The organism is Bradyrhizobium sp. LTSP849, from assembly GCF_000938255.1.
GTDB lineage: Bacteria > Pseudomonadota > Alphaproteobacteria > Rhizobiales > Xanthobacteraceae > Bradyrhizobium.
In genome coordinates this window covers 352,610-374,587 of the sequence record NZ_JYMR01000018.1, presented here as the reverse complement: position 1 = coordinate 374,587, position 21,978 = coordinate 352,610, and the positions used below count along the sequence as shown (strand labels likewise).

Annotated in this window: 21 protein-coding genes; 14 read left to right on the top strand and 7 right to left on the bottom strand. The window is 64.9% G+C overall.

From position 1 onward, the window contains the following. Nucleotides 1-116: 116 nt before the first annotated feature. Complete coding sequence (locus UB31_RS15270) at nucleotides 117-1,577, top strand: EAL domain-containing protein (RefSeq protein ID WP_045011407.1); 1,461 nt, start codon at nucleotides 117-119, stop codon at nucleotides 1,575-1,577. Nucleotides 1,578-1,592: 15 nt separating this feature from the next. Beyond that, entirely contained in the window at nucleotides 1,593-2,447 is an 855-nt protein-coding gene (locus tag UB31_RS15265; protein ID WP_045011406.1) for a TIGR01459 family HAD-type hydrolase, read from the top strand. An 80-nt stretch (nucleotides 2,448-2,527) separates the two neighbouring features. Here the strand turns inward: UB31_RS15265 and UB31_RS15260 are convergent, their stop codons facing one another. Next, entirely contained in the window at nucleotides 2,528-2,923 is a 396-nt protein-coding gene (locus tag UB31_RS15260) for a response regulator (protein ID WP_007596883.1), read from the bottom strand. Nucleotides 2,924-3,154: 231 nt separating this feature from the next. Between UB31_RS15260 and UB31_RS15255 the strand changes: the two genes are divergently transcribed. Continuing rightward, complete coding sequence (locus tag UB31_RS15255; protein ID WP_045011405.1) at nucleotides 3,155-4,126, top strand: bifunctional riboflavin kinase/FAD synthetase; 972 nt, start codon at nucleotides 3,155-3,157, stop codon at nucleotides 4,124-4,126. Nucleotides 4,127-4,130: 4 nt separating this feature from the next. On the opposite strand, the gene UB31_RS15250 is transcribed toward UB31_RS15255, so the two are convergent. Continuing rightward, the gene (locus UB31_RS15250) at nucleotides 4,131-4,571 is read right to left on the bottom strand and encodes an RES family NAD+ phosphorylase (protein WP_045003822.1); all 441 of its coding nucleotides are present in this window, start codon (nucleotides 4,569-4,571) and stop codon (nucleotides 4,131-4,133) included. A 9-nt stretch (nucleotides 4,572-4,580) separates the two neighbouring features. Continuing rightward, nucleotides 4,581-4,970: an MbcA/ParS/Xre antitoxin family protein gene (locus UB31_RS15245; RefSeq protein ID WP_045011404.1), complete on the bottom strand. Its 390-nt coding sequence runs from the start codon at nucleotides 4,968-4,970 to the stop codon at nucleotides 4,581-4,583. Between the two features lie 263 nt (nucleotides 4,971-5,233). Between UB31_RS15245 and ileS the strand changes: the two genes are divergently transcribed. The 6 genes from ileS (at nucleotide 5,234) to arfB (ending at nucleotide 13,093) form a co-directional block, all read left to right on the top strand. Next, a complete protein-coding gene (gene ileS / locus UB31_RS15240) occupies nucleotides 5,234-8,242 on the top strand; it encodes an isoleucine--tRNA ligase (RefSeq protein WP_045011403.1) in 3,009 nt (1,002 codons plus the stop codon). Between the two features lie 9 nt (nucleotides 8,243-8,251). After that, complete coding sequence (lspA, locus tag UB31_RS15235) at nucleotides 8,252-8,746, top strand: signal peptidase II (RefSeq protein WP_045003825.1); 495 nt, start codon at nucleotides 8,252-8,254, stop codon at nucleotides 8,744-8,746. Between the two features lie 93 nt (nucleotides 8,747-8,839). Beyond that, nucleotides 8,840-9,571: a hypothetical protein gene (locus UB31_RS15230; protein ID WP_045011402.1), complete on the top strand. Its 732-nt coding sequence runs from the start codon at nucleotides 8,840-8,842 to the stop codon at nucleotides 9,569-9,571. A gap of 199 nt (nucleotides 9,572-9,770) precedes the next feature. Beyond that, nucleotides 9,771-11,165 (top strand): M16 family metallopeptidase, encoded by a 1,395-nt coding sequence (locus tag UB31_RS15225; RefSeq protein ID WP_502691259.1) that lies wholly within the window; start codon nucleotides 9,771-9,773, stop codon nucleotides 11,163-11,165. Then, nucleotides 11,162-12,553 (top strand): M16 family metallopeptidase, encoded by a 1,392-nt coding sequence (locus UB31_RS15220; protein WP_502691258.1) that lies wholly within the window; start codon nucleotides 11,162-11,164, stop codon nucleotides 12,551-12,553. Before UB31_RS15225 ends, UB31_RS15220 begins: the two co-directional genes overlap by 4 nt. A gap of 117 nt (nucleotides 12,554-12,670) precedes the next feature. Next, on the top strand, nucleotides 12,671-13,093 hold the full coding sequence (gene arfB / locus UB31_RS15215) for an alternative ribosome rescue aminoacyl-tRNA hydrolase ArfB (RefSeq protein WP_045011401.1): 423 nt from the start codon (nucleotides 12,671-12,673) through the stop codon (nucleotides 13,091-13,093). Nucleotides 13,094-13,161: 68 nt separating this feature from the next. Here the strand turns inward: arfB and UB31_RS15210 are convergent, their stop codons facing one another. After that, entirely contained in the window at nucleotides 13,162-13,467 is a 306-nt protein-coding gene (locus UB31_RS15210) for a hypothetical protein (protein WP_045011400.1), read from the bottom strand. Nucleotides 13,468-13,774: 307 nt separating this feature from the next. Between UB31_RS15210 and UB31_RS15205 the strand changes: the two genes are divergently transcribed. Genes UB31_RS15205 through UB31_RS15190 form a run of 4 tightly spaced genes read left to right on the top strand, consistent with a single transcriptional unit; the run spans nucleotide 13,775 to nucleotide 16,748 of the window. Next, nucleotides 13,775-14,161: a c-type cytochrome gene (locus tag UB31_RS15205; protein WP_082078528.1), complete on the top strand. Its 387-nt coding sequence runs from the start codon at nucleotides 13,775-13,777 to the stop codon at nucleotides 14,159-14,161. Further along, a complete protein-coding gene (locus tag UB31_RS15200) occupies nucleotides 14,162-14,557 on the top strand; it encodes a VOC family protein (RefSeq protein WP_045011399.1) in 396 nt (131 codons plus the stop codon). Nucleotides 14,558-14,600: 43 nt separating this feature from the next. Then, nucleotides 14,601-15,149 carry a twin-arginine translocation pathway signal gene (locus UB31_RS15195; protein ID WP_045003831.1) on the top strand — a complete coding sequence of 183 codons (549 nt, stop codon included), beginning with the start codon at nucleotides 14,601-14,603 and terminating at the stop codon, nucleotides 15,147-15,149. Nucleotides 15,150-15,179: 30 nt separating this feature from the next. Next, a complete protein-coding gene (locus UB31_RS15190) occupies nucleotides 15,180-16,748 on the top strand; it encodes a GMC family oxidoreductase (RefSeq protein WP_045011398.1) in 1,569 nt (522 codons plus the stop codon). A gap of 56 nt (nucleotides 16,749-16,804) precedes the next feature. Here UB31_RS15190 and UB31_RS15185 read toward each other — a convergent pair whose 3' ends face one another. Then, nucleotides 16,805-17,122, bottom strand: coding sequence for a ribbon-helix-helix domain-containing protein (locus UB31_RS15185; protein WP_045011397.1), 318 nt, complete (start codon nucleotides 17,120-17,122; stop codon nucleotides 16,805-16,807). Nucleotides 17,123-17,371: 249 nt separating this feature from the next. Here UB31_RS15185 and mutL point away from each other — a divergent pair, with 249 nt between their 5' ends. Next, nucleotides 17,372-19,183 (top strand): DNA mismatch repair endonuclease MutL, encoded by a 1,812-nt coding sequence (gene mutL / locus UB31_RS15180; protein WP_045011396.1) that lies wholly within the window; start codon nucleotides 17,372-17,374, stop codon nucleotides 19,181-19,183. 111 nt (nucleotides 19,184-19,294) lie between these two features. On the opposite strand, the gene rsmD is transcribed toward mutL, so the two are convergent. Both rsmD and UB31_RS15170 read right to left on the bottom strand, forming a co-directional pair. Next, nucleotides 19,295-19,849, bottom strand: a complete 555-nt coding sequence (gene rsmD, locus UB31_RS15175; RefSeq protein ID WP_045003835.1) for a 16S rRNA (guanine(966)-N(2))-methyltransferase RsmD — start codon at nucleotides 19,847-19,849, stop codon at nucleotides 19,295-19,297. Nucleotides 19,850-19,851: 2 nt separating this feature from the next. Next, nucleotides 19,852-21,954, bottom strand: coding sequence for a pseudouridine synthase (locus tag UB31_RS15170; RefSeq protein WP_045011395.1), 2,103 nt, complete (start codon nucleotides 21,952-21,954; stop codon nucleotides 19,852-19,854). Between the last annotated feature and the right edge of the window lie 24 nt (nucleotides 21,955-21,978).

Here is a 21,978-nt window from a genome sequence, read left to right as displayed (position 1 = left end):
GAATCAACAATGATGTTAGGGTGATGCCGCTTGGGGGAGCATGAGGCGTGACGGGTTCGCACAGTGACCCGTGTTTTCCCGGTGGGGCAGTCAGCACTTGAGGCGTAACGCGCGGCATGATTCGCATTTCGACGATCTTCATCGCCATCTGCATGGTTCTGGTCGCAGCCTCTCTCGGGCTTGTGCTCTACTCGGTCGCCGGCATCAGCGGAACCGAATCAGCGATCGTGGCGCTGACCGCGCTGACCTTCCTGATCCTCTACAACGCGGTATCGATGCGGCTGCGCGACCGCAGCGACGTCGGCGGCCAGATCGCCGATCTGTCGCGCGGCACCGCCGACCTCGCCCGCCAGGTGGCCGAGTTCGGCCGGAGGCTCGCGGCGGTCGAGGGACGCATCGCCTCGTCCAATTCGACCAATTCCGACCGCATCCAGTCGGTGGTCGGCGAGATCAACGAGCTCGGCGGGCTGGTCAGGCAGCTTGCCGCCACGGTGTCGGCCCACGAGGATCTGCTGGCTGACGGCACATCGGCTCCTGTCCCGGCTCCGCTCGCGAAGCCTGAACTGGAGGGGCCGATTGATCTGATCGCCATGCCCGACGAGCGCCCGGTTGCGCCGCGGCCCCCGCTCCCGGCAGCGCCGCGGCCCGCACCCGCACCAATGGTCCATGCCGCTGCTGGCGCACGCAACCAGACCCAGATGCTGGCGACGCTGCGCAACGCCATCGACGAGAACCGCATCGACATCTTCCTCCAGCCGATGGTGACGCTGCCGCAGCGCAAGGTGCGCTTCTATGAGGCGGTGACGCGGGTGCGCGACGAGCGCGAACAGCTGATCGCCGCCGAGGAGTTCATCAGCCTCGCTGAGGCCTCCGGCCTGATCGGGCGCATCGACAATATGGTGATGCTGCGCTGTGTGCAGGTGCTGCGCCGGCTGATGGTGCGCAACAAGGATGTCGGCGTGTTCTGCAACGTCGCGGCCTCCACGCTCGGCAACTCCACCACCTTCGCACAATGCCTCGATTTCCTCGAGGCCAACCGGGCGCTGGCGCCGTCGCTGGTGCTGGAGTTCAAGCAGTCGACCTTCCGCGGCCTCGGCCCCGCCGAGACCGAGAACCTCGCCGCGCTCGCGCAGCGCGGCTTCCGCTTCTCGATCGACCATGTCACGGATCTGCGGATCGAGCCGCGCGAGCTCGCCGACCGCGGCGTGCGCTTCATCAAGGTGCCTGCATCCCTCCTGCTCGACCCCAGGCAGGCGTCGACCTCGGACATTCATCCCTCCGACCTGTCCGACCTGCTCGGCCGCTTCGGTATCGATCTGATTGCCGAGCGGATCGAGGGTGAGCGCGCAGTGGTCGATCTGCTCGACTATGACGTGCGGTTCGGCCAGGGCTTTCTGTTCGCGCCGCCCCGGCCATTGCGACCCGAGGGGGCTTCTGCTACCGCCGGGGCCGCGCCGAACCAGGCGCAGGACATTCAGGGATCTAATGGCTCCGGTACACCCAGCCCGGGCGCAACATCTGCCGCCCCTCCGTCACCACGCATCACCGGCAACGCGGCGCTCGCGCGCCGTGTCTGATCGGCCGCGCGCATCATGACCGCGCTGCATTTCGCCGAAAGCCTGCGCGAGCTCGTGGGCGGAGTTGAGGTCGTGCTCAGCGACATCTGGGGCGTGGTCCATAACGGCCTGGAATCCTTCCCCGAGGCCTGCGAGGCACTGCACACCTATCGCAGCCGTGGCGGTACGGTGATCCTGATCACCAATGCGCCGCGCCCGGCCGACTCCGTGCAGCGGCAATTGCGCAAGCTCGGCGTCGCCGACGAGACCTATGACGCGATCGTCTCCTCCGGCGATCTGACGCGGCTCTATGTCGCCGACCATCCTGGCCGGAAAATGTTCTGGCTCGGCCCCGAGCGCGACAACTCGATCTATCGCGGCCTCAATGCGGTGCTCGCGCCGCTGGAAGAGGCCGACTACATCGTCTGCACCGGTCTCTACGACGACGAGACCGAGACGGCGGAAGACTATCGCGGCATGATGCTGAAGGCGCGCGAGCGCAAGCTGACGCTGGTCTGTGCCAACCCCGACATCGTGGTGGAGCGCGGCGACCGGCTGATCTACTGCGCCGGCGCGATCGCGGAGCTCTATCGCGAGCTCGGTGGCGAGGTGATCTTCTACGGCAAGCCGCACCGGCCAATCTATGAGCGTGCGATGCGGCTGGCCGGCGAACGCCAGGGCCACCAGATCGATCGGAAGAAGGTGCTGGCGATCGGCGATTCCGTCCGCACCGACCTCACCGGCGCGCGCGAATTCGGTATCGACTGCCTGTTCGTCACCCGCGGCATCCATTCCGAGGAGTTCGAGGGCCTCGACCAGCTCGACCCGGCATCCGTGATGGAATTGTTCGGCCACCCGCCGAAGGCGCTGATGCGCGAGTTGAAGTGGTAGCGATCTAGCGTCCGGACAAATGCAGAAGGCCCGGGACCAGCCCGGGCCTTCCGAATTCAGCCGATGGCTCTGATAGCGCCTTACGCGCTCGCCATGTCCGGGAAGACCGCCTCGATCTTGGTCTTCAGCGTCGCCGCGTTGAACGGCTTGACGATGTAATTGTTCACGCCGGCCTTCTTGGCCGCGATCACGTTCTCGGTCTTGGATTCTGCCGTGATCATGATGAAGGGCGTGGTGGCGAGGTTGGGATCCGCGCGCACTTCGCGCAGCAGGTCGTAACCCGTCATCGGCTCCATGTTCCAATCGGAGATCACGAGGCCGTACTTCTTGCCGCGCATCTTGTTCAGCGCTGCCGAACCGTCGCTGGCATCATCGATGTTCTCGAAGCCAAGCTGCTTCAGCAGATTCCTGATGATACGGATCATGGTGCTGTAGTCGTCCACCACTAGAACCGACATCGACAAATCAACCGCCATCTCGACTCCCCCAACGCATACCCAGGAAATATTTACGATTGGAGCTGCCAAGGCCGGGGCCCGCAGTTCCACATTTCAAGGACTAGCACCAAGGCGTTAAACAGCCCGTTAATTGGGGGCGCCCCCGATCAATTGAAATCGCGTTCAATGCGGTCGCATCCCCCCGCTTGACTTCATCGGGTGGGTCAAGCCACGGTCCGGCCGGTCCCGCCGGTTCGAGAAATTCCCCTGATGGCCCCGCATTTTACCGTTATTCGCGACATCACGCCGGATTCGACGATTCTCAGGGGTGCCGTGGTCGCCATGGGCAATTTCGACGGGGTCCATCTCGGCCATCGGGCCGTGATTGCGGCAGCCCTGGAGATGGGCCGGGTGCAGGGCCGGCCTGCGCTGGCATTGACCTTCGAGCCACATCCGCGCCGGTTTTTCAGCCCGAACACCCCGCAATTCCGCCTGACGGACGAGCGGGCCAAGCTACGGCTTTTGGCCGGGACTGGGCTCGCCGGCGCCGTGGTCATGACCTTCGACAAGGCCCGCGCCGGGACGACCGCGCAAGATTTCATTCACCATGACCTGATCGGACGCCTTGGCGTGAGCGGCATCGCGGTCGGTTACGACTTTCATTTCGGCAAGGGCCGGGTCGGCTCGCCGAGCCTTTTGGTAAACGAGGCGCCCCGGCTCGGCATCGAGGTCGACGTGCAGCCGCATGTCGATATCGACGAACGCCCGGTCTCCTCCAGCGCCATCCGGATCGCGCTCGCGGAAGGCCAGATCGACGAGGCCACCACCATGCTGGGCGCCCCCTGGTTCATCACCGGCGAGGTTATTCATGGCGAGAAGCGCGGCCGCGACCTCGGCTATCCCACCGCCAACATCCGGCTCGATGCCAATTGCGGCCTGAAGTACGGCATCTATGCGGTGCGGGTCGGCCGCGGCGCCGAGCGGCTCGACGGGGTCGCGAGCTTCGGCCGCCGCCCGACCTTCGATAATGGCGCACCGCTGCTGGAAATCTTCCTGTTCGACTTCAAGGGCGACCTGTACGGCCAGGCGCTGGACTGCGCCTTCATCGGCTTCATCCGCGAGGAGCTGAAATTCGACAGCCTGGAGGCCCTGATCCACCAGATGGACGACGATTCCGCCCGCGCCCGCGCCATGCTGGCCGCCGCCCCGGATGCGTTTCCGCGGCTTGGGGTGGTCGATTGATCCATTAGCCGAGCAGCCGTGAATCGAATGGCGCCTGGATCACCTCGGCTACGCTGACGCGCGCTGCATCAGGATGCGCAGGGTTCAAGAGAAAGTTGGCTCCTTGCGCGCTTATCGCAGATGGCACCTGTAAGAGCGCACTTGTCGACCGATCGAGCCAGCGATCGCCAATCTCACGGCTGACCATCGTCTGGGTCCTCCAATCCAGAGGCAATTCCGGCCCGACGGTCTCAGCGAGAAGGTCGTCGGGGACCGCGACACGCAGCAATTGATATGCTGGCGGGATAAGATCTCGATCCATGTGGACCAGCATTTCCAACAACGCACTCGACGGATGATCGGCGAGATAGACGATCCGCCTGCCCTGCGAATGCCATCGGCCCGCGGCCCTCAGGCCGCCTATTCCGGACAAATCGGTGTAGTTCGAAATCCGCCAGAGCTCCATCTTACGGGCTCAGGCAAAAATTCCGTGATCGATCTGCTCAAGCAACTCGCGGACGACAGCCGCGCCAAGTTCATCTTGCAACAGATCGACCGGCTTCTGGCCAGATAAGGACCGATTTGGTCGATCGAGCCAAGCCGCTGCCTTTGCCGTATCACCAAAGACGCGGTTGGCCAGCGTCCTGATCTCCAGAGTTCTGACCAGCGACCCCGATGGAGAAAGATCGTCTATCACCTGGCGGATTAGCTCCGCGGTATCATTCTGGCCAGCCTCGACCAGCACAGCGTAAGCGTCCTCAAGGGAGGATGTAATCTCTGGATGTGCCTGGGCATCTCGCCTTCCACCAAGTCGGCGGAGCTGCTTGAGCTCCTCGAACACCTCGGCAAGCGGCTCCGCGTTCATGGAATTAGTCTCCGTTAATCAATACATTAGTTCTGCTGCAGAATTCCGCAATAGTGCCTCGCCGTCAGGATTGGGCCGTTCGCCCCTTTGCGCTTCCCCCGCCCGGCTGCTATGGAGAGCCCATGTTTGCGCGGCGCATCATAGGAATTAGCGGCCCGGCTTCCGCCTGAGCTTTCGGCTCGGCGCAAGACCGGGATGTTGTCGTTTCACCCGCGATTCCGCATCGCCATCTGTTCCCGCGCCCTTCCGAGCCAGTCAGCCTCATGTCCGAAAAGCCGCAAAAGTCCCAAAAGTCCGAAGCCAAAGACTATTCGAAAACCCTATTCCTGCCGCAGACGGAATTTCCGATGCGCGCCGGCCTGCCGCAGCGCGAGCCGGAGATCCTCAAGCGCTGGTACGAGATCGGCCTCTACGAGAAGCTGCGCGAGGATGCGAAGGGCCGCGACAAGTTCGTGCTGCATGACGGCCCGCCCTACGCCAACGGCAACATCCATATCGGCACGTCGCTGAACAAGATCCTCAAGGATCTCGTCACCAAGAGCCAGCAGATGCTCGGCTTCGATTCCAACTACGTACCCGGCTGGGATTGCCACGGCCTGCCGATCGAATGGAAGGTCGAGGAGGAACACTATCGCAAGAAGGGCAAGCAGAAGCCCGACTTCCGCGACAGTGCCGCGATGATCGATTTCCGGAAAGAATGCCGCGCCTATGCCACGCACTGGCTCAACGTGCAGCGCGAGGAGTTCAAGCGGCTCGGCGTGATCGGCGACTGGGACCATCCCTACGCCACCATGAACTATCCGGCCGAGGCCCAGATCGCCCGCGAGCTGATGAAGTTCGCCGCCAACGGCACGCTCTATCGCGGCTCCAAGCCGGTGATGTGGAGCGTGGTCGAGAAAACGGCGCTGGCGGAGGCCGAAGTCGAGTACGAGGACTACACGTCCGATATGGTCTGGGTGAAATTCCCGGTCACCTCGCCCGCCCATGGCGCGCTTGCCTCGGCAAGCATCGTGATCTGGACCACCACGCCCTGGACCCTGCCCGGCAACCGCGCCATCTCGTTCTCGCCGAAGATCGCCTATGGCCTCTTTGAGATCACCGACGCGCCGGCTGACAATTGGGCCAAGAGCGGTGATCTCCTGATCCTCGCCGACGCGCTCGCCGCAGAGGTATTCAAGCAGGCGCGCGTGACGGCCTACGAGAGGGTGCGCGACATCCCCGGCGACACCATGGACGCGATCGAATGCGCCCATCCGCTGAAGGGCCTTGCCGGCGGATACGAGTTCATCGTGCCGCTGCTGTCCGGCGATCATGTCACCGACGACACCGGCACCGGCTTCGTGCACACCGCGCCCAGCCACGGCCGCGAGGACTTTGACGTCTGGACAGCGAGCACACGCGAGCTGGATGCACGCGGCATCAACAGCGCCATCCCCTACACCGTTGACGAGAACGGCGCCTATACCGACCAGGCGCCGGGCTTTGCAGGCAAGCGCGTCATCAACGACAAGGGCGAGAAGGGCGACGCCAACGAGGCCGTGATCAAGGCGCTCGTCGACAAGGGCATGCTGCTCGCGCGCGGCCGGCTCAAGCACCAATATCCGCATTCCTGGCGCTCCAAGAAGCCGGTGATCTTCCGCAACACGCCGCAATGGTTCATCGCGATGGACAAGGACATTGCGACGAACGGCAAGACCAAGACCGGCGACACGTTGCGCGCCCGCGCGCTGCACGCGATCTCGGTCACCCAATGGGTGCCGCCATCCGGCGAGAACCGCATCAACGGCATGATCGAGGCGCGCCCCGATTGGGTGATCTCGCGCCAGCGCGCCTGGGGCGTGCCGATCGCCGTGTTCGTGCGCGAGAAGGGCGACGGCTCCGCCGAAATCCTCCAGGACGAGACGGTCAACACCCGCATCGGCGACGCCTTCGAAAAGGAAGGCGCCGACGCCTGGTACGCACTGGGCGCCCGCGAGCGCTTCCTTGGTTCGCGTGCGAGTGAAGACTGGCAGAAGGTCGACGACATCCTCGACGTCTGGTTCGATTCCGGCTCGACCCACGCCTTCGTGCTCGAAGATCCCGTGCATTTCCCCGGCCTTGCCGGCATCAAGCGCAAGGTCGATGGCGGCACCGACACGGTGATGTATCTCGAAGGCTCGGACCAGCATCGCGGCTGGTTCCACTCCTCGCTGCTGGAGAGCTGCGGCACCCGCGGCCGCGCGCCCTACGACATCGTGCTGACCCACGGCTTCACCCAGGCCGAGGACGGCCGCAAGATGTCGAAGTCGCTCGGCAACACCATCGAGCCGCAGGCCGTCATCAAGGAATCCGGCGCCGACATCCTGAGACTCTGGGTCGCGTCCTGCGACTACACCGACGATCAGCGCATCGGCCCCGAGATCCTGAAGAACACGGTCGAGACCTACCGCAAGCTGCGCAACACCGTGCGCTGGATGCTCGGCACGCTGCATCATTACAAGCCGGCCGATGCAGTCGCGGCCGCCGAGATGCCCGAGCTCGAACGGCTGATGCTGCATGAGCTCGCGATCCGGGCCGAGGCCGTCGGCAAGGCCTATGAGACGTTCGACTTCAAGAGCGTGGTGGCGACGCTGTCGGCATTCCTCAACAGCGAGCTGTCGGCGTTCTATTTCGACATCCGCAAGGACACGCTGTATTGCGATCCGCCGTCGTCGCTGACGCGCAAGGCGGCGCTGACCACGATCGACATGCTCTGCAACGCCATCCTGAAATGGCTGGCGCCGGTGCTGAGCTTCACCGCGGAAGAGAGTTGGCGAATGTACAAGCCCGATGCCGAGCCGTCGGTGCATCTGACGCAGTTTCCGGAAGGTCTCGACAAGCTCCGCGACGACAAGCTCGCCGCGAAGTGGGAGACCATCCGCAACGTCCGCCGCGTCGTCACGGGCGCCCTCGAGCTCGAGCGTGCCGCCAAGAACATCGGCTCGTCACTGGAGGCCTCTCCGGTCATCTATATCGCCGATCGCGACATGCTGGCGACGCTGTTCGACACCGATCTCGCCGAGATCTGCATCACCTCGAACTACGAGGTGCGCGAGGGCGAGGCGCCGGCGAATGCGTTCCGTCTCGATGCCGTGCCCGGAGTAGCGGTCGTGGTGGAGAAGGCGGTTGGCACCAAATGCGCCCGCTCCTGGAAGATTTCGCCGACCGTCGGCGAAGACCCTGAATATCCCGACGTCACACCGCGCGACGCCAAGGCGCTGCGCGAATGGAAGGCGCTGGGGGTGGGGGTCTAATCCCCGGCCATGACCCCGCTCCGCGTCGGCATCATCTCGGCCGTCATCACCGTCATCCTCGACCAGGCCTCAAAGCTCTGGCTGCTGAACGGGTTCGACCTCGCCCGTCGCGGCGTGGTGAAGGTGACGCCGTTCTTCGACCTGGTGCTGGCCTGGAACATCGGGATCAGCTTCGGCTGGCTCCAGAACGACAGCCAGGCGGCGCAGCTCGCGCTGATGGCGGTGAAGGCCATCGCGGTGGTCGCGCTGGCGATCTGGATGGCCCGGTCGCACACCTTCCTCGCGACCGTCGCACTGGGGCTGATCATCGGCGGCGCCATCGGCAATGGCATCGACCGCCTGGCCTATGGCGCAGTGGTGGATTTCGCTCTGTTTCATATCGAGATCGCCGGAAATACCTTTAACTGGTACGTCTTCAACCTGGCGGACGTGGCCATCGTTGCCGGGGTGGCGGCCCTATTGTATGATTCCTTCCTGGGGGTACCCGCCGCAAAAGCGCCCTGATCCCGGCCGATACGGACCGGAGATGGAACCCTGCTTTGCGAGGGGCGGCTGCGCGTGACGCGGCATCTGCCACAATTTGGAACAGGTACAGGTATGCGCAGCTCCGAGACGAGTGGTTCGATGGTTCGAGACCCCCGGACGGGGATTTGGCGGGCGCTGAAATTGTCCGCCGTCGCACTCGGCATCGGCCTCGTCATGGCGGCAGGCCCGGTCCGCGCCGGTGACGACGGCGACGACGATGACGACATGACCTTCGAAGAGAAGCTCATCGACAATTTGATGTCCGGCATCGGCGCCAAGAGCATGGAGAAGAAAGGTATCGAGTACCGCGAGCGGTCGCCGCTGGTGGTGCCACCCAAGCTCGACCTGCCGCCGCCCGCCGGGACCGAAGCCAAGAACGCACCGAACTGGCCGAAGGACCCAGACGAGAGGCGCCGCAAGGAGGCCATCGCTCAGCGCAAGAAGGCGGTCAAGGCAACGGAGAACTGGCAGGCGGCCCAGCCGTTGACGCCCGCCGAGATGAAGGCCGGCCAGACCGCCGCCCCCGAGCGCACGAACAGCGATCCGATCCAGCCGGGCACCAACGGCAACCCGTCGCTGAGCCCCGCCGAACTCGGTTTCACCGGCGGCCTTTGGAACATGATGAGGGGCGTCGGCGGCAAAGCCGAGTCCAAGCCGTTCACAAGCGAGCCGCCGCGCCAGTCGCTGACCGAGCCGCCTCCGGGATATCAGACGCCTTCGTCTGGCTATGCCTATGGCGAGGGGATGGATAAGACGAAGCATATGTACTTCGACATCATGTCCGGCAAGGACAGGGAACAATAGCGCCCGTCGCCCGCCGCGGCGTCTCGACAGGCGCCGATCTGGCGCGCCCGGTCTGTGTGACCCGGCGCACGATTAGCTTACGTGCAATTTAGTTGCGCCTTGATAGCGTTCTCTGCTTCGTGACGCGAAGCCTCAGCGGCGCGGTGTACCATGCCGTGCCTCCGAGCCGGACGTCCGGGCTCGGCCTTTCATAAGGATGATGATGTCCTCTTACCGATCGGCTGCCTGCCTTATCGCCGCGCTGCTTTCGTCCAGTGTTCTTGCGACCGGCGCCGCCTTCGCTCAGACCACCGTAACATCGGCCCCGCCCGCCAGCTTCACGCTCAGCAACGGCCTCCAGGTCGTGGTGATCCCCGATCACCGCACGCCCGTGGTCACGGAGATGATCTGGTACAAGGTCGGCTCGGCCGACGAGACGCCGGGCAAATCGGGCCTTGCCCATTTCCTCGAGCATCTGATGTTCAAGGGCACCGAGAAGCATCCGGTCGGCGAATTCTCCCAGACCGTGCTCCGCGTCGGCGGCAACGAGAATGCCTCGACCTCGGTCGATTACACCAACTACTACCAGCGCGTACCGCGCGAGCAATTGCCGACCATGATGGAGTTCGAGGCCGACCGCATGACCGGCCTGATCCTCAAGGACGAGAACGTGCTGCCTGAACGCGACGTCGTGCTCGAAGAGTACAACATGCGCGTCGCCAACAGCCCCGACGCGCGCCTGAACGAACAGGTCATGGCCGCGCTCTATCTCAACCATCCCTATGGCCGGCCGGTGATCGGTTGGCACCAGGAGATCGAGAAGCTCAATCGCGAGGACGCGCTCGCCTTTTACCGCCGGTTCTACGCGCCGAACAACGCGATCCTGGTGATCGCCGGCGACGTCGAGGCCGCCGACATCCGCCCGCTGGTCGAGCGCAATTTCGGCCCGATCCCGGCCCAGCCGGCGATCCCCGCACAGCGCATCCGCCCACAGGAGCCGGAGCCGGCCGCACCGCGCACCGTCACGCTGTCCGACCCGCGCGTCGAGCAGCCCAGCCTGCGGCGCTATTATCTGGCGCCCTCGGCAACGACGGCCGCGGCCGGCGAGAGCGCAGCACTCGACGTGCTCGCGCAACTGATGGGCAGCGGCAGCAATTCCTACCTCTACCGCGCGCTGGTCGTCGACAAGCCGCTCGCCGTCTCCGCCAGCGCCAGCTATTCGAGCGTCTCGCTCGACCCGACCCAGTTCGCAGTCGCGGCCTCGCCGAGACCCGGCGTCAGCTTCGCGGATGTCGAGCAGGTGATCGACGGCGTCATCGCCGACATCGTGGCGAACCCGATCCGCGCCGAGGATCTCGAGCGGGTCAAGACCCAGCTCATTGCTGAGGCGATCTACGCCCAGGACAACCAGGCTGTGCTGGCGCGCTGGTACGGCGGCGCGCTGAGCACGGGCCTATCGATCGAGGACATCAGAAGCTGGCCCGACCGTATCCGCGCCGTCACCGGCGAACAGGTCCGTCAAGCTGCGCAAAAATGGCTTGAGAAGAAGCGCTCGGTGACGGGCTATCTGATCAAGGACACCACACCCGCCAAGCGCGAGGAGAAGCGTTCGTGAACCATCCTTTCCTTCGCGCAAGACACTTCCTGCGGACAAGACACTTCGCGCTCTCCTTGGCCGCCGGCGCGGCGCTCGCGCTTGCCTCGGTCTCGCCGTCGCAGGCCGCCGCAAAGATCCAGCACCTGACCTCGCCCGGCGGCATCGAGGCCTGGTTCGTGCAGGACGCGACCGTGCCGCTGATCGCCATGGAATATTCCTTTGCCGGCGGCTCGGCGCAGGACCCCAAGGACAAGCCGGGCGTCGCCAATCTCGTCGGCGACCTCCTCGACGAAGGCTCCGGCGATCTCGACTCCAAGACGTTCCACGAGCGGCTCGACCGCCGCGCCATCGAGCTCTCCTTCAGCGCCACCCGCGACACCTTCCGCGGCAGCCTGCGCATGCTGCGCGACAACAAGGACGAGGCCTTCGACCTGTTGCGGATGTCACTGACCTCGCCGCATTTCGAGACGGCCGACGTCGAGCGCATCCGATCCCAGGTCATTTCGGGGCTGCGCCGCGAGACCACCAACCCGAGCTCGCTCGCAAGCCGCAAATTCCTGGAGATCGCGTTCGGCGATCACCCTTACGGGCAGCAGACCACCGGCACGCTGGAGAGCGTACCGACCATCACGGTCCCCGACATGAAGGATTATGTCGGCCGCGTGCTCGCCAAGGACACGCTGAAGATCGCGGTCGTCGGCGACGTCGATCCGGCCACCCTCGGCAAGCTGCTCGACCACACGTTCGGCAGCTTGCCTGCCAAAGCCACTCTCACAGCGGTCCCCGACATCGAGGCCGCAAAGCCGCCGCAACGCGCCTTCGTGCCGCTCGACGTGCCGCAGACCGTGATCACCTTCGGCGGCCCCGGCGTGAAGCGCAGCGATCCGAACTTCATGGCGGCCTATGTCGTCAACCATATCCTTGGTGGCGGCGGATTGTCCTCCCGGCTCTATCACGAGGTCCGCGAGAAGCGCGGCCTCGCCTATTCGGTGTTCGAATCGCTGCTCTGGATGGAGCATTCGGCGGTCTTTATCGGTAACACCGGCACGCGCGCCGACCGCGCCGGCGACACCATGGACGCGATCGAGAAGGAAGTACGCCGCATCGCCGACGAGGGCCCGACGCAGAAGGAGCTCGACGAGGCCAAGTCCTACCTCAAGGGCTCGCAGATGCTGGCGCTCGATACCTCTTCCAAGCTCGCGCAGGCACTGCTGCAATATCAGCAGGACAAGTTGCCGATCGACTATATCGAGAAGCGCAACGCCATCGTCGACGCGGTGACGCTGGACGACGCCAAGGCCGCGGCCAAGCGGCTCTGGGGCCAGGGGCTTTTGACCGTCATCGTCGGCCGCGCCCCGCAGGCCGCCGCGCAACCGGCGGCAGCGCCGGCGACGAAGTCGAACTGACGTTCTGTACGCTTCCCTGAAATGGCCGGGCTTGCCCGGCCATTTGCGTTTCCAATGACGCGCCATTGCCGAAAATGGACGTCCGGGATATGTCCGGACATCACGAATGGTGCTCCCATGCTGCGGATATCCCGCGATCTCGTCATCGACGAGGACGACATCGAGATCGGCTTTGTCCGCGCCTCCGGCCCGGGCGGGCAGAACGTCAACAAATTGTCGACCGCGGCCCAGCTACGCTTCGACGCGCGCAAGCTGACCATCCCGGAAGATGCGGCGATCCGGCTCGCCCGCATCGCCGGCCAGCGCATGACCAAGGACGGCGTGATCGTGATCCATGCCCAGCGCTTCCGCACCCAGGAGCGCAATCGCCAGGACGCCATTGACCGGCTCGTCGATATCCTGAGTGAGGCGATGATACGGCCGACGCCGCGGCGCGCGACAAAGCCGACGTTTGGCTCCAAGCAGCGCCGCCTCGAGGGCAAGAAGCGCCGCAGCGACGTCAAGGCCGGACGCGGCGGCGGCCGCGGCTTCGACGACTGATTGACCAGGACATTGACCAAGAAACCTCCGGCCGCCGGGCGACCGGAGGTTTGCTGTGTCGGGTGGGGTCAGTAACGCTTGCCGGTGCTGGTGCCTGAGGCGGAATCCTCGACCGCCCCCTTGTGCGTTGCGCTGCCGGTGGTGCCGACCGTGCCCTTCGTCCCCTTGGTCGACTTCATGCCCACCTTCTCACCCGCAGCTCCCTGCTGCGCACCGAGATCCTCATCTTCGCTGGCTGACGCGCCCCCCTGCATGGGTTTGCTTTGCACGGTGCCGCCAGGCTTGGTGCCAGATGACGCGCCTTGCGCAAAAACGGGCGTCGCAATGAGGGCCGCGAGAGCGCATGCGGTTGCAGAGGTCTTCACTAACTTCATCCATTTCTCCTGGATTTTTCGCAATGAACAGGTCGGTTGCGTTCTGCGCCGCCCGCCTGCACCGGACCAGTTCATCGCGTCGAGAGTTCGAACGGCGCGGTCGCGATGCAATCCGCCTCGTGTGGTCATCGTTTAGGGATTTCGAGGCGGTTTCGCGGAATTGTGCTCCGCATATGCGGCAACGCGGAACAACGCACATCAAGAGCATCTCCGCTTGCAGCGAAACAGCCCGCTACTACCACCGCATGTTTGGCGCCGCCTAGAGTTTGCGCGTCGACGTCGATTTGTGGATGAGCGAGCTTTCGCGATGCGCGCAGCCGTGTTGGGATTGTGCACCGCAGTGGTGCTGGTGTCGCGGGTCGCCGACGCGCAGATGCCGTTGCCGGCAGCGAAACCACCGGATGGCGTGACGCTGTTCAAGCAACAATGCGCGGTGTGTCACACCACCAACCTGTCGGAACCGATGCGGCAAGGTCCGCCGCTGGTCAAGATCGTCGGACGGCCGGCCGGCAAGGTCGAAGGGTTTCATTACTCCGACGGCCTCGCGAAAGCAGACTTTGCTTGGGACGAGACCAGGCTCGATGCGTGGCTGACCAATCCGCAGGCCGTCATTCCCGGCGTCGTCATGGCATATCGCCAGGCCAAACCGGAGACGCGCGCCGCCATCATCACTTTTCTCAAGGAGCTGAACTGAATGGCCAAGCCTGTCCATTCCATGATCCGCGTACTCGACGAATCCCGCGCGCTCGACTTCTACAAGCGCGCCTTCGGCCTCGAAGTCGCGGACCACCTGAAATTCGCGGACTTTGCCCTGATCTATCTGCGTCACCCGTCCTCCCCTTTCGAGGTGGAGCTGACGGTCAATTTCGATCGTAGGGAACCCTACGCGCTCGGCGACGGCTACGGCCATCTCGCCGTGGTGGTCGAGGATCTCGATGCCGAGCATGCGCGCTTCGCGCGTGAGGAGCTCGCACCGGGGCCGCTGCGCGACTTCAAGCATGATGGCAAGACGTTGGCGCGCTTCTTCTTCGTCAGCGATCCCGATGGCTACAAGATCGAAGTGATCCAGCGAGGCGGACGTTTCAACTAACCCAATCAAAAAATCCAAATCACAAAATCAACGGAGGAAACCCATGAGAGAAGTCGATCGTCGAAGCAAGCACAGCCGCCGCGTCTTTCTCAAGGGCGCGGCGACCGCCGTGCCGGTCGCAGCCGTTGCGACCAGCGTCGCCGTCAGCATCGAGGGCGCATGGGCCGATGATGCGACCGCGCTTTCGCCTGCGACAATGAAGACGCTAGTGAAGGTCGCGCGCGATATCTATCCGCACGATGTCCTCGGCGACAGCTACTACATCACCGCGATCAAGCCGTGGGACGGCAAGGCGGCCAAGGATGCCTCCGTCAAGTCCCTCATCAGCGACGGCATCACCAGGCTCGATCAGAACGCGCGCGACCGCCATAAGGTGGCTTACGCCGAGGTGCCCTGGGAATCCGATCGCGTGGTGCTGCTGAAGGAGATCGAGCAGAGCGACTTCTTCCAAAAGGTGCGCGGCGACCTCATCGTCTCGCTCTACAACCAGAAAGAGGTCTGGCCACGGTTCGGTTACGAGGGCTCGTCCGCCGAGCATGGCGGGTACATCAACCGCGGCTTTGCCGACATCGACTGGCTGCCGAAGGCTTAAGGCGCACCCCAACGGTTCAGGAGAACGCAAATGGCAAAATTCGATCTGAACGACAGCGGCGTTGTGGTGATCGTCGGCTCCGGCGCCGGCGGCGGCACACTGGGCAACGAACTGGCGCAGAAGGGCGTCAAGGTCGTCATCCTCGAAGCCGGCCCACGCATCGAGAACCAGGATTTCATCAACGACGAGTGGGATAGTTTTTCCCAACTCGCCTGGACGGACGCGCGCACCACATCAGGAACGTGGCGCGTCGCCAAGGACTTCTCGGGTCTCCCCGCCTGGATCGTAAAGGCGGTCGGCGGCTCGACCATCCATTGGGCCGGCGCGTCGCTGCGCTTCGACGAGCACGAGTATCGGGTCAAGAGCACCTACGGCACCATTCCCGGCGCCAATTTGCTGGACTGGCCGGTCACGCTCACCGAGATGGAGCCGTGGTACGCCAAGGCCGAGAACAAGATGGGCGTGACCCGCACCAACGGCATTCCCGGACTTCCCGGCAACAACAATTTCCGGGTGCTGGAGGCCGGCGCCAAGAAGCTCGGCTACAAGACCGTCCACACCGGCAACATGGCGATCAACAGCCAGCCTCGCGACGGACGCGGCTCGTGCCAGCAGATCGGTTTCTGTTTCCAGGGCTGCAAATCCGGTGCGAAATGGTCGACGCTCTACACCGAGATTCCCAAGGGCGAGGCCACCGGCAATCTCGAGGTCCGGCCGAGCAGCATGGCGGTCAAGATCGAGCATGATTCGAGCGGCAAGGTCACCGGCGTCGTCTATGCCGACGAGAGCGGGGCGATGCAGCGCCAGAAGGCGCGGATCGTTGCAGTGGCCGGCAATTCGATCGAGAGCCCGCGGCTGCTGTTGAACAGTGCCTCTACCATGTTCCCCGATGGTCTCGCCAATTCATCGGGCCAGGTTGGCCGCAACTACATGCGTCACATGACCGGCAGCGTCTACGCCGTGTTCGAGAAGTCGGTGCATATGTATCGCGGCACCACGATGGCGGGCATCATCCGCGACGAGGCCGCCAACAATCCGAAGCGCGGCTTCGTCGGTGGCTATGAGATGGAGACGCTGTCGATCGGCTTGCCCTTCATGGCGGCATTCCTCAACCCCGGCGCCTGGGGCCGTCCGTTCACCGCAGCGCTCGACGGCTATCCGCGGATGGCCGGCATGTGGCTGGTCGGTGAGGACATGCCGCAGGAGACCAACCGCATCACGCTCGACCCTAGCGTGAAGGACAAGTTCGGCCAGCCGGTCGCCAGCGTACACTTCGACGATCATCCGAACGACGTCGCGATGCGCGCCCACGCCTACAAGCAGGGTGCGGCGGTCTACGACGCCGTCGGCGCCACCGTGAGCTATCCGACGCCGCCTTATCCGAGCACGCATAATCTCGGCACCAACCGGATGAGCGAGAAGCCACGGGACGGCGTGGTCAACAAGTTCGGACAGAGCCACGACGTCAAGAACTTGTTCGTCTCCGACGGCAGCCAGTTCACCAGCGGCGCGGCCTGCAACCCGACCCTGACCATCGTCGCGCTGGCGATCCGGCAGGCCGACTACATTGCGGGTGCGATGCAGAAGAAGGAGATTTGATCTCTCAACCTCAATTGTCGTCCTGGCGAAAGCCAGGACGACAATTGAGGGTGGAGCTATTCGGCCGCGTCGAGAATGGGGGCGACGGTTGCCTTGAAACTCTGCGCGGGCACCACGTTCCGCGAGCGGTCAATCAGGCAGGAGCAACGCAGCAGCGAGGCGAAATTGTTGACCTCGCCGTGATGGTCGAGCACCTCGTTGTAGAGCGTGGTCAGGAACTTGCCGAGGCTCATGCTCTCCCTGGCCGCGATCTGCTCTAGCGTGTCCCAGAACGCCATTTCCAGCCGGATCGAGGTGCAGTGACCACCGATCCGCAACGAGCGGGTCTGGGATTCGTAGTCGCGTTGGGGTTGGTGCGCGAACAAATGGCACATGGCGTCCTCCCGTCCTGTTGCCGTTTTTTCACGATGCTACACCCGTGCCCGGCACCTCACAATCAGGAGCGAGGCCGAAGATCGAGCAGTCGCCGGCATGCGATTTTATCGAACGTCCAGCGTCTTCAATGTGATAGACACCCCTCTTCCCCAGCCCGCCACGTTCCTGTTGCCCAACACATGCTTTTGACGCAACACGGCATAGAATAGCGCGTCTGCGAATCTCAGACCGAGCCCAAGATCGAGTTCATGCCCGTCCGCCAATTGCCAGAGCAGGTCGTCAACCGCATCGCCGCCGGCGAAGTGGTCGAACGTCCCGCAAGCGTGGTCAAGGAACTGGTCGAGAACGCGATCGATGCCGGCGCGAGCCGGATCGATGTCTTCACCGATGGCGGCGGGCGTCGCCGGATCGGCATCACCGACGATGGCGGCGGTATGACCGCGAAAGATCTGTCGCTCGCGGTCGAGCGCCACGCCACCTCCAAGCTCGACGACGAAGATCTCCTGCAAATTCGCACGCTCGGGTTCCGTGGCGAGGCGCTGCCCTCGATCGGTTCGGTGGCGCGGCTGTCGATCACGACGCGGCACGCGAGCGAGCCGCATGCCTGGGCGCTCAATGTCGAGGGCGGCGAGAAGTCCGAGATCATGCCGGCGGCGCTGGCCCATGGCACGCGCGTCGAGGTCAACGATCTCTTCTACGCGACACCGGCACGGCTGAAATTTCTCAAGACCGACCGCACCGAGGCCGAAGCCATTCGCGAGGTGGTCAGACGGCTCGCGATGGCGCGCCCCGATATCGCCTTCACGCTGGCGGGCGAGGAGCGCGCGCCGGTGACCTGGGCGGCCGCCCTGCCTGGCACCGCCGGACGCCTGACGCGGCTCGGCGACATCCTGGGCGCGGAGTTCCGCAGCCACGCCATCGAGGTCCATGCCGAACGCGAGGGCGTTGTCGTTGCGGGCTATGCGGCTGCGCCGGCGCTGACCAAGGCCAACGCGCTCGGACAATATCTCTTCGTGAACGGCCGCCCGGTGCGCGACAAGCTGATCCTGGGTGCGGTGCGCGGGGCCTATGCCGACTATCTGCCGCGCGATCGCCATCCGGTGCTGGCGCTGTTCGTCACGCTCGACCCGCGCGAGGTCGATGCCAACGTGCATCCGGCCAAGACCGAGGTGCGCTTCCGCAATGCGGGTCTCGTGCGCGCATTGATTGTGCATGGGTTGAAGGAAGCGCTGGCGCGCGAGGGTCGGCGCACGGCCGCCAATAGCGGCGAGAGCGCATTGTCCGCGTTCCGGCCAGCTTTCACGCCCCGCCCGGCGAGCTGGGATTGGCGGCAGTCGCCGTCTGCTCCGGCCGGGCCCCTGCCGTCGTTCGAAGGGTCCGCAGCGCCCGCTTTCGCCGAGCGCGCACAAGCCGCCTTCGACGTTGGCGCGCCGAGCGCTGACGTGCGGTTCGAGACGCAGCCCGTAGCCGATCTGGTCGATCGCCCGCTTGGTGCGGCGCGCACGCAGCTCCACGAGACCTACATCGTCTCGCAGACTCGCGACGGCCTCATCATCGTCGACCAACACGCCGCCCATGAACGCATCGTCTATGAGCGGCTGAAGGCCTCGCTCGCCGAAAACGGCGTCCAGCGGCAGATCCTGCTGATCCCCGAGATCGTCGAGATGGACGAAGCCACGGTGGAGCGCCTGCTCGACCGCAGCGACGAGCTCGCATCGTTCGGGCTCGCAATCGAATCCTTCGGCCCCGGCGCGGTCGCGGTGCGCGAAACGCCGTCGCTGCTCGGCAAGACCAATGCGGGCGGGCTCTTGCGCGATCTCTCCGAGCACATGGCCGAGTGGGACGAGGCACTGCCGCTGGAGCGCCGCCTGATGCACGTTGCCGCCACCATGGCCTGCCACGGGTCGGTGCGGGCCGGCCGCAGGCTGAGGCCGGAAGAGATGAACGCGCTGCTGCGCGAGATGGAAGAGACACCGAACTCCGGCCAGTGCAATCACGGCCGGCCGACCTATGTCGAGCTGAAGCTCGCGGATGTGGAGAAGCTGTTCGGAAGACGATAAGCTGGATGCCGTAGGGTGGACAAAGGCGCGAAGCGACGTGCCCACCATCTTTCCATGATTGCGACAGAAGTGGTGGGCACGCTTCGCTTTGCCCACCCTACGGCAGCGAGGCTACGGCCTCTTCAAAAACACGAACTCCGTGTCGTCATAGGCGCGCCGCTCCAATTCCTCGAAGCCCTCCGGCGCAACGAATTGCGCAGCCTTCGCCTCCTCCACCACGAGCAGCGCGCCCGATGTGAGCCAGCCGCCATCACGCAGGCTCGCGAGCGCCTTCTCCGCAAAACCGTTGCTGTAGGGCGGATCGAGAAACACCAGCGAGAACGGCTCGACCGGATGGGCAGGTCCAAGATCGGTCGCGTCGCGGCGGTAGACCTTGGTCGTGCCGCCCAAGCCCAGCGCCTCGACATTGTTGCGCAACAGCGCACGCGCCTCGGCGCCATTGTCGACGAACAGCGTGAACTTCGCACCGCGCGAGGCCGCCTCGATGCCGAGCGCGCCGGTGCCGGCGAAGAGATCGAGCACGCGCGCGTCCTGAATCGGATCGTCATAGGCGTGCACGAGGATGTTGAACACGGACTCGCGCAGGCGATCCGCGGTGGGGCGGATGTCACGCGAGGACGGTGAGGCGAGATTACGCCCCTTCAAACGACCGCCGACGACGCGCAACCCTAGTCCTCCTTCGGCGTCAAATCGCGCTTGCCGTGATAGCCGCGCTTGGGACGCCGCGGCGGCCCGTAGCCGTTGACCTCGGCCTCGTTGCGCTCGCGGGCTTCATCGCTGCCGGTGCGCTGCACCAGCACGCGGCGACCCTTGCGATCGTTGATCACGTCGCGCTTGGTGGCAGGCTTCTTCTCGCGCGGTGCGCTATCGTCGTCGCCTGACGATGATTTCTGCGGCACGTCGAACTGCGCGCCCGACTTCTCGATGATCTTGTCGCCGAGCTGATCGCGCAGCACGCGCGACTTGATCTCCTCGACCTGGCCTTCGGGGACCTCGCCGAGCTGGAACGGGCCGTAGGACACGCGGATCAGCCGATTCACCTCGAGCCCGAGATGGGCGCAGACGTTGCGCACCTCGCGGTTCTTGCCTTCGCGGATCGCGAACACCAGCCAGACATTGGCACCCTGGTCGCGCTCCAGCGTCGCATCGATCGGGCCGTATTTGACGCCCTCGACCTCGATGCCGTTCTTGAGCTGGTCGAGCTGGGCCTGCGTGACCTCGCCATGGGCGCGGACGCGGTAGCGGCGCAGCCAGCCGGTATCGGGCAGCTCAAGCGTACGCGCGAGCCCGCCATCATTGGTGAGCAGCAACAGGCCTTCGGTGTTGAAGTCGAGCCGGCCGATCGAGATCAGCCGCGGCAGGCCTTCGGGCAGATTGTCGAACACGGTCGGACGGCCCTCGGGGTCGTCATGCGTCGTCATCAACCCGCGCTGCTTGTGGTAGAGGAACAGCCGCGTGCGCTCGCGCTCCGGCAACGGCTTGCCGTCGACAGTGACGACATCGTTCTTGGTGATGTCGAGCGCCGGCGAATTAATGACGCGGCCGTTAACGCTGACGCGGCCCTGCGTGACCATCTCCTCGGCATCCCTGCGCGAGGCAAGCCCCACCCGCGCCAACACCTTGGCGATGCGCTCGCCGGCCTTCTTCGGCTTCGGCTCCTCTTCACGCCGCGGCCGGCGGTCGAAATCACGATCGCGCTCGCGATAGGCGCCGCGGCCACCAAAGGCCGGACGCTTCTCGAAGATCCTGCTCTCATCCTCGTTTTCACGGCGCGGGCGATCACCGAAACGCCCTTCGTTGCGCGGATGCTCGTGCCAGTCGGAGCGGCCTTCGGGGCGCTCGCGCGGACGGTCGAATTTCGGGCGGTCGCCACCGCGCCCACCACGCTCGCCATCGCCGTCACGACGGGGGCGGTCGAATTTGGGACGATCCTCGCGCGGACGGTCGAACTTGGGCCGATCGAATTTGGGGCGCTCGCGGAACGGACGATCGCCCGACGGACGATCGTCGCGCGAACGCGAGAAACGCGGACGGTCATCGCCGCTGCCGCCCTCGCGCTTCTGCCAGGGCTTGTCTCCGCTGCGATCCGGGCCGCCGAAATCCTTGCGCGGGCCCTTGCTGAAATCCTTGCGCGGCGGACGATCGCCACGTGGACCTGCGTCGCGCTTCTGCCACGGCTTGGAATCGCTACGCTCGCTACGATCGCGCGGACGGTCGTTGCGGTCCGGTGCGCCGCGCGAGAATTTCCGTTCGCCGTCAAACTTGCGTTCCGGGCGGTCGCCACGCGGCGCGTAGGGCCGCTTGTCGCCAAACTTCTTGTCGCCGAAGCGACCAGCCGGACGGGAGTCGTCGCGATCCCAGCGCGGCGGCGGGCGGTCGTCACGCGCATAGGACGGACGGTCGCCACGCGGCTTGAACGGGCGCTTCTCGCCATCACGGGACGAACGATCGGAAGACGGGCGGTCGCCGCGCGGCTTGACGCTGCGCTCGCCGCGCTCCTCGCCACCACGGTCGTCGCGCTTGAATTTCGGACGGTCGCTGAAGTCGCGGCGCGGGGCATCGCCCTCTGCGCGAGGGCGGAACGGACGGCTGTCGCGGTCGCCACGGGGCGGGCGGGCGTCGCCCTTGCTGTCGGGGCCGCGCTTGGCGAACTTCTTCTCGGGGCCGCGCGCCTTGCCGGATCGGCCCTTCGGCGGGCCTCCGGCCGGGCGTCCTTTGGTCGGGCCTCGCCGGCCGCGGGAATCGTTGTCTTTGTCGCTATCGCGAGGCATGAATAATCTCACTCAGGGGGTGGC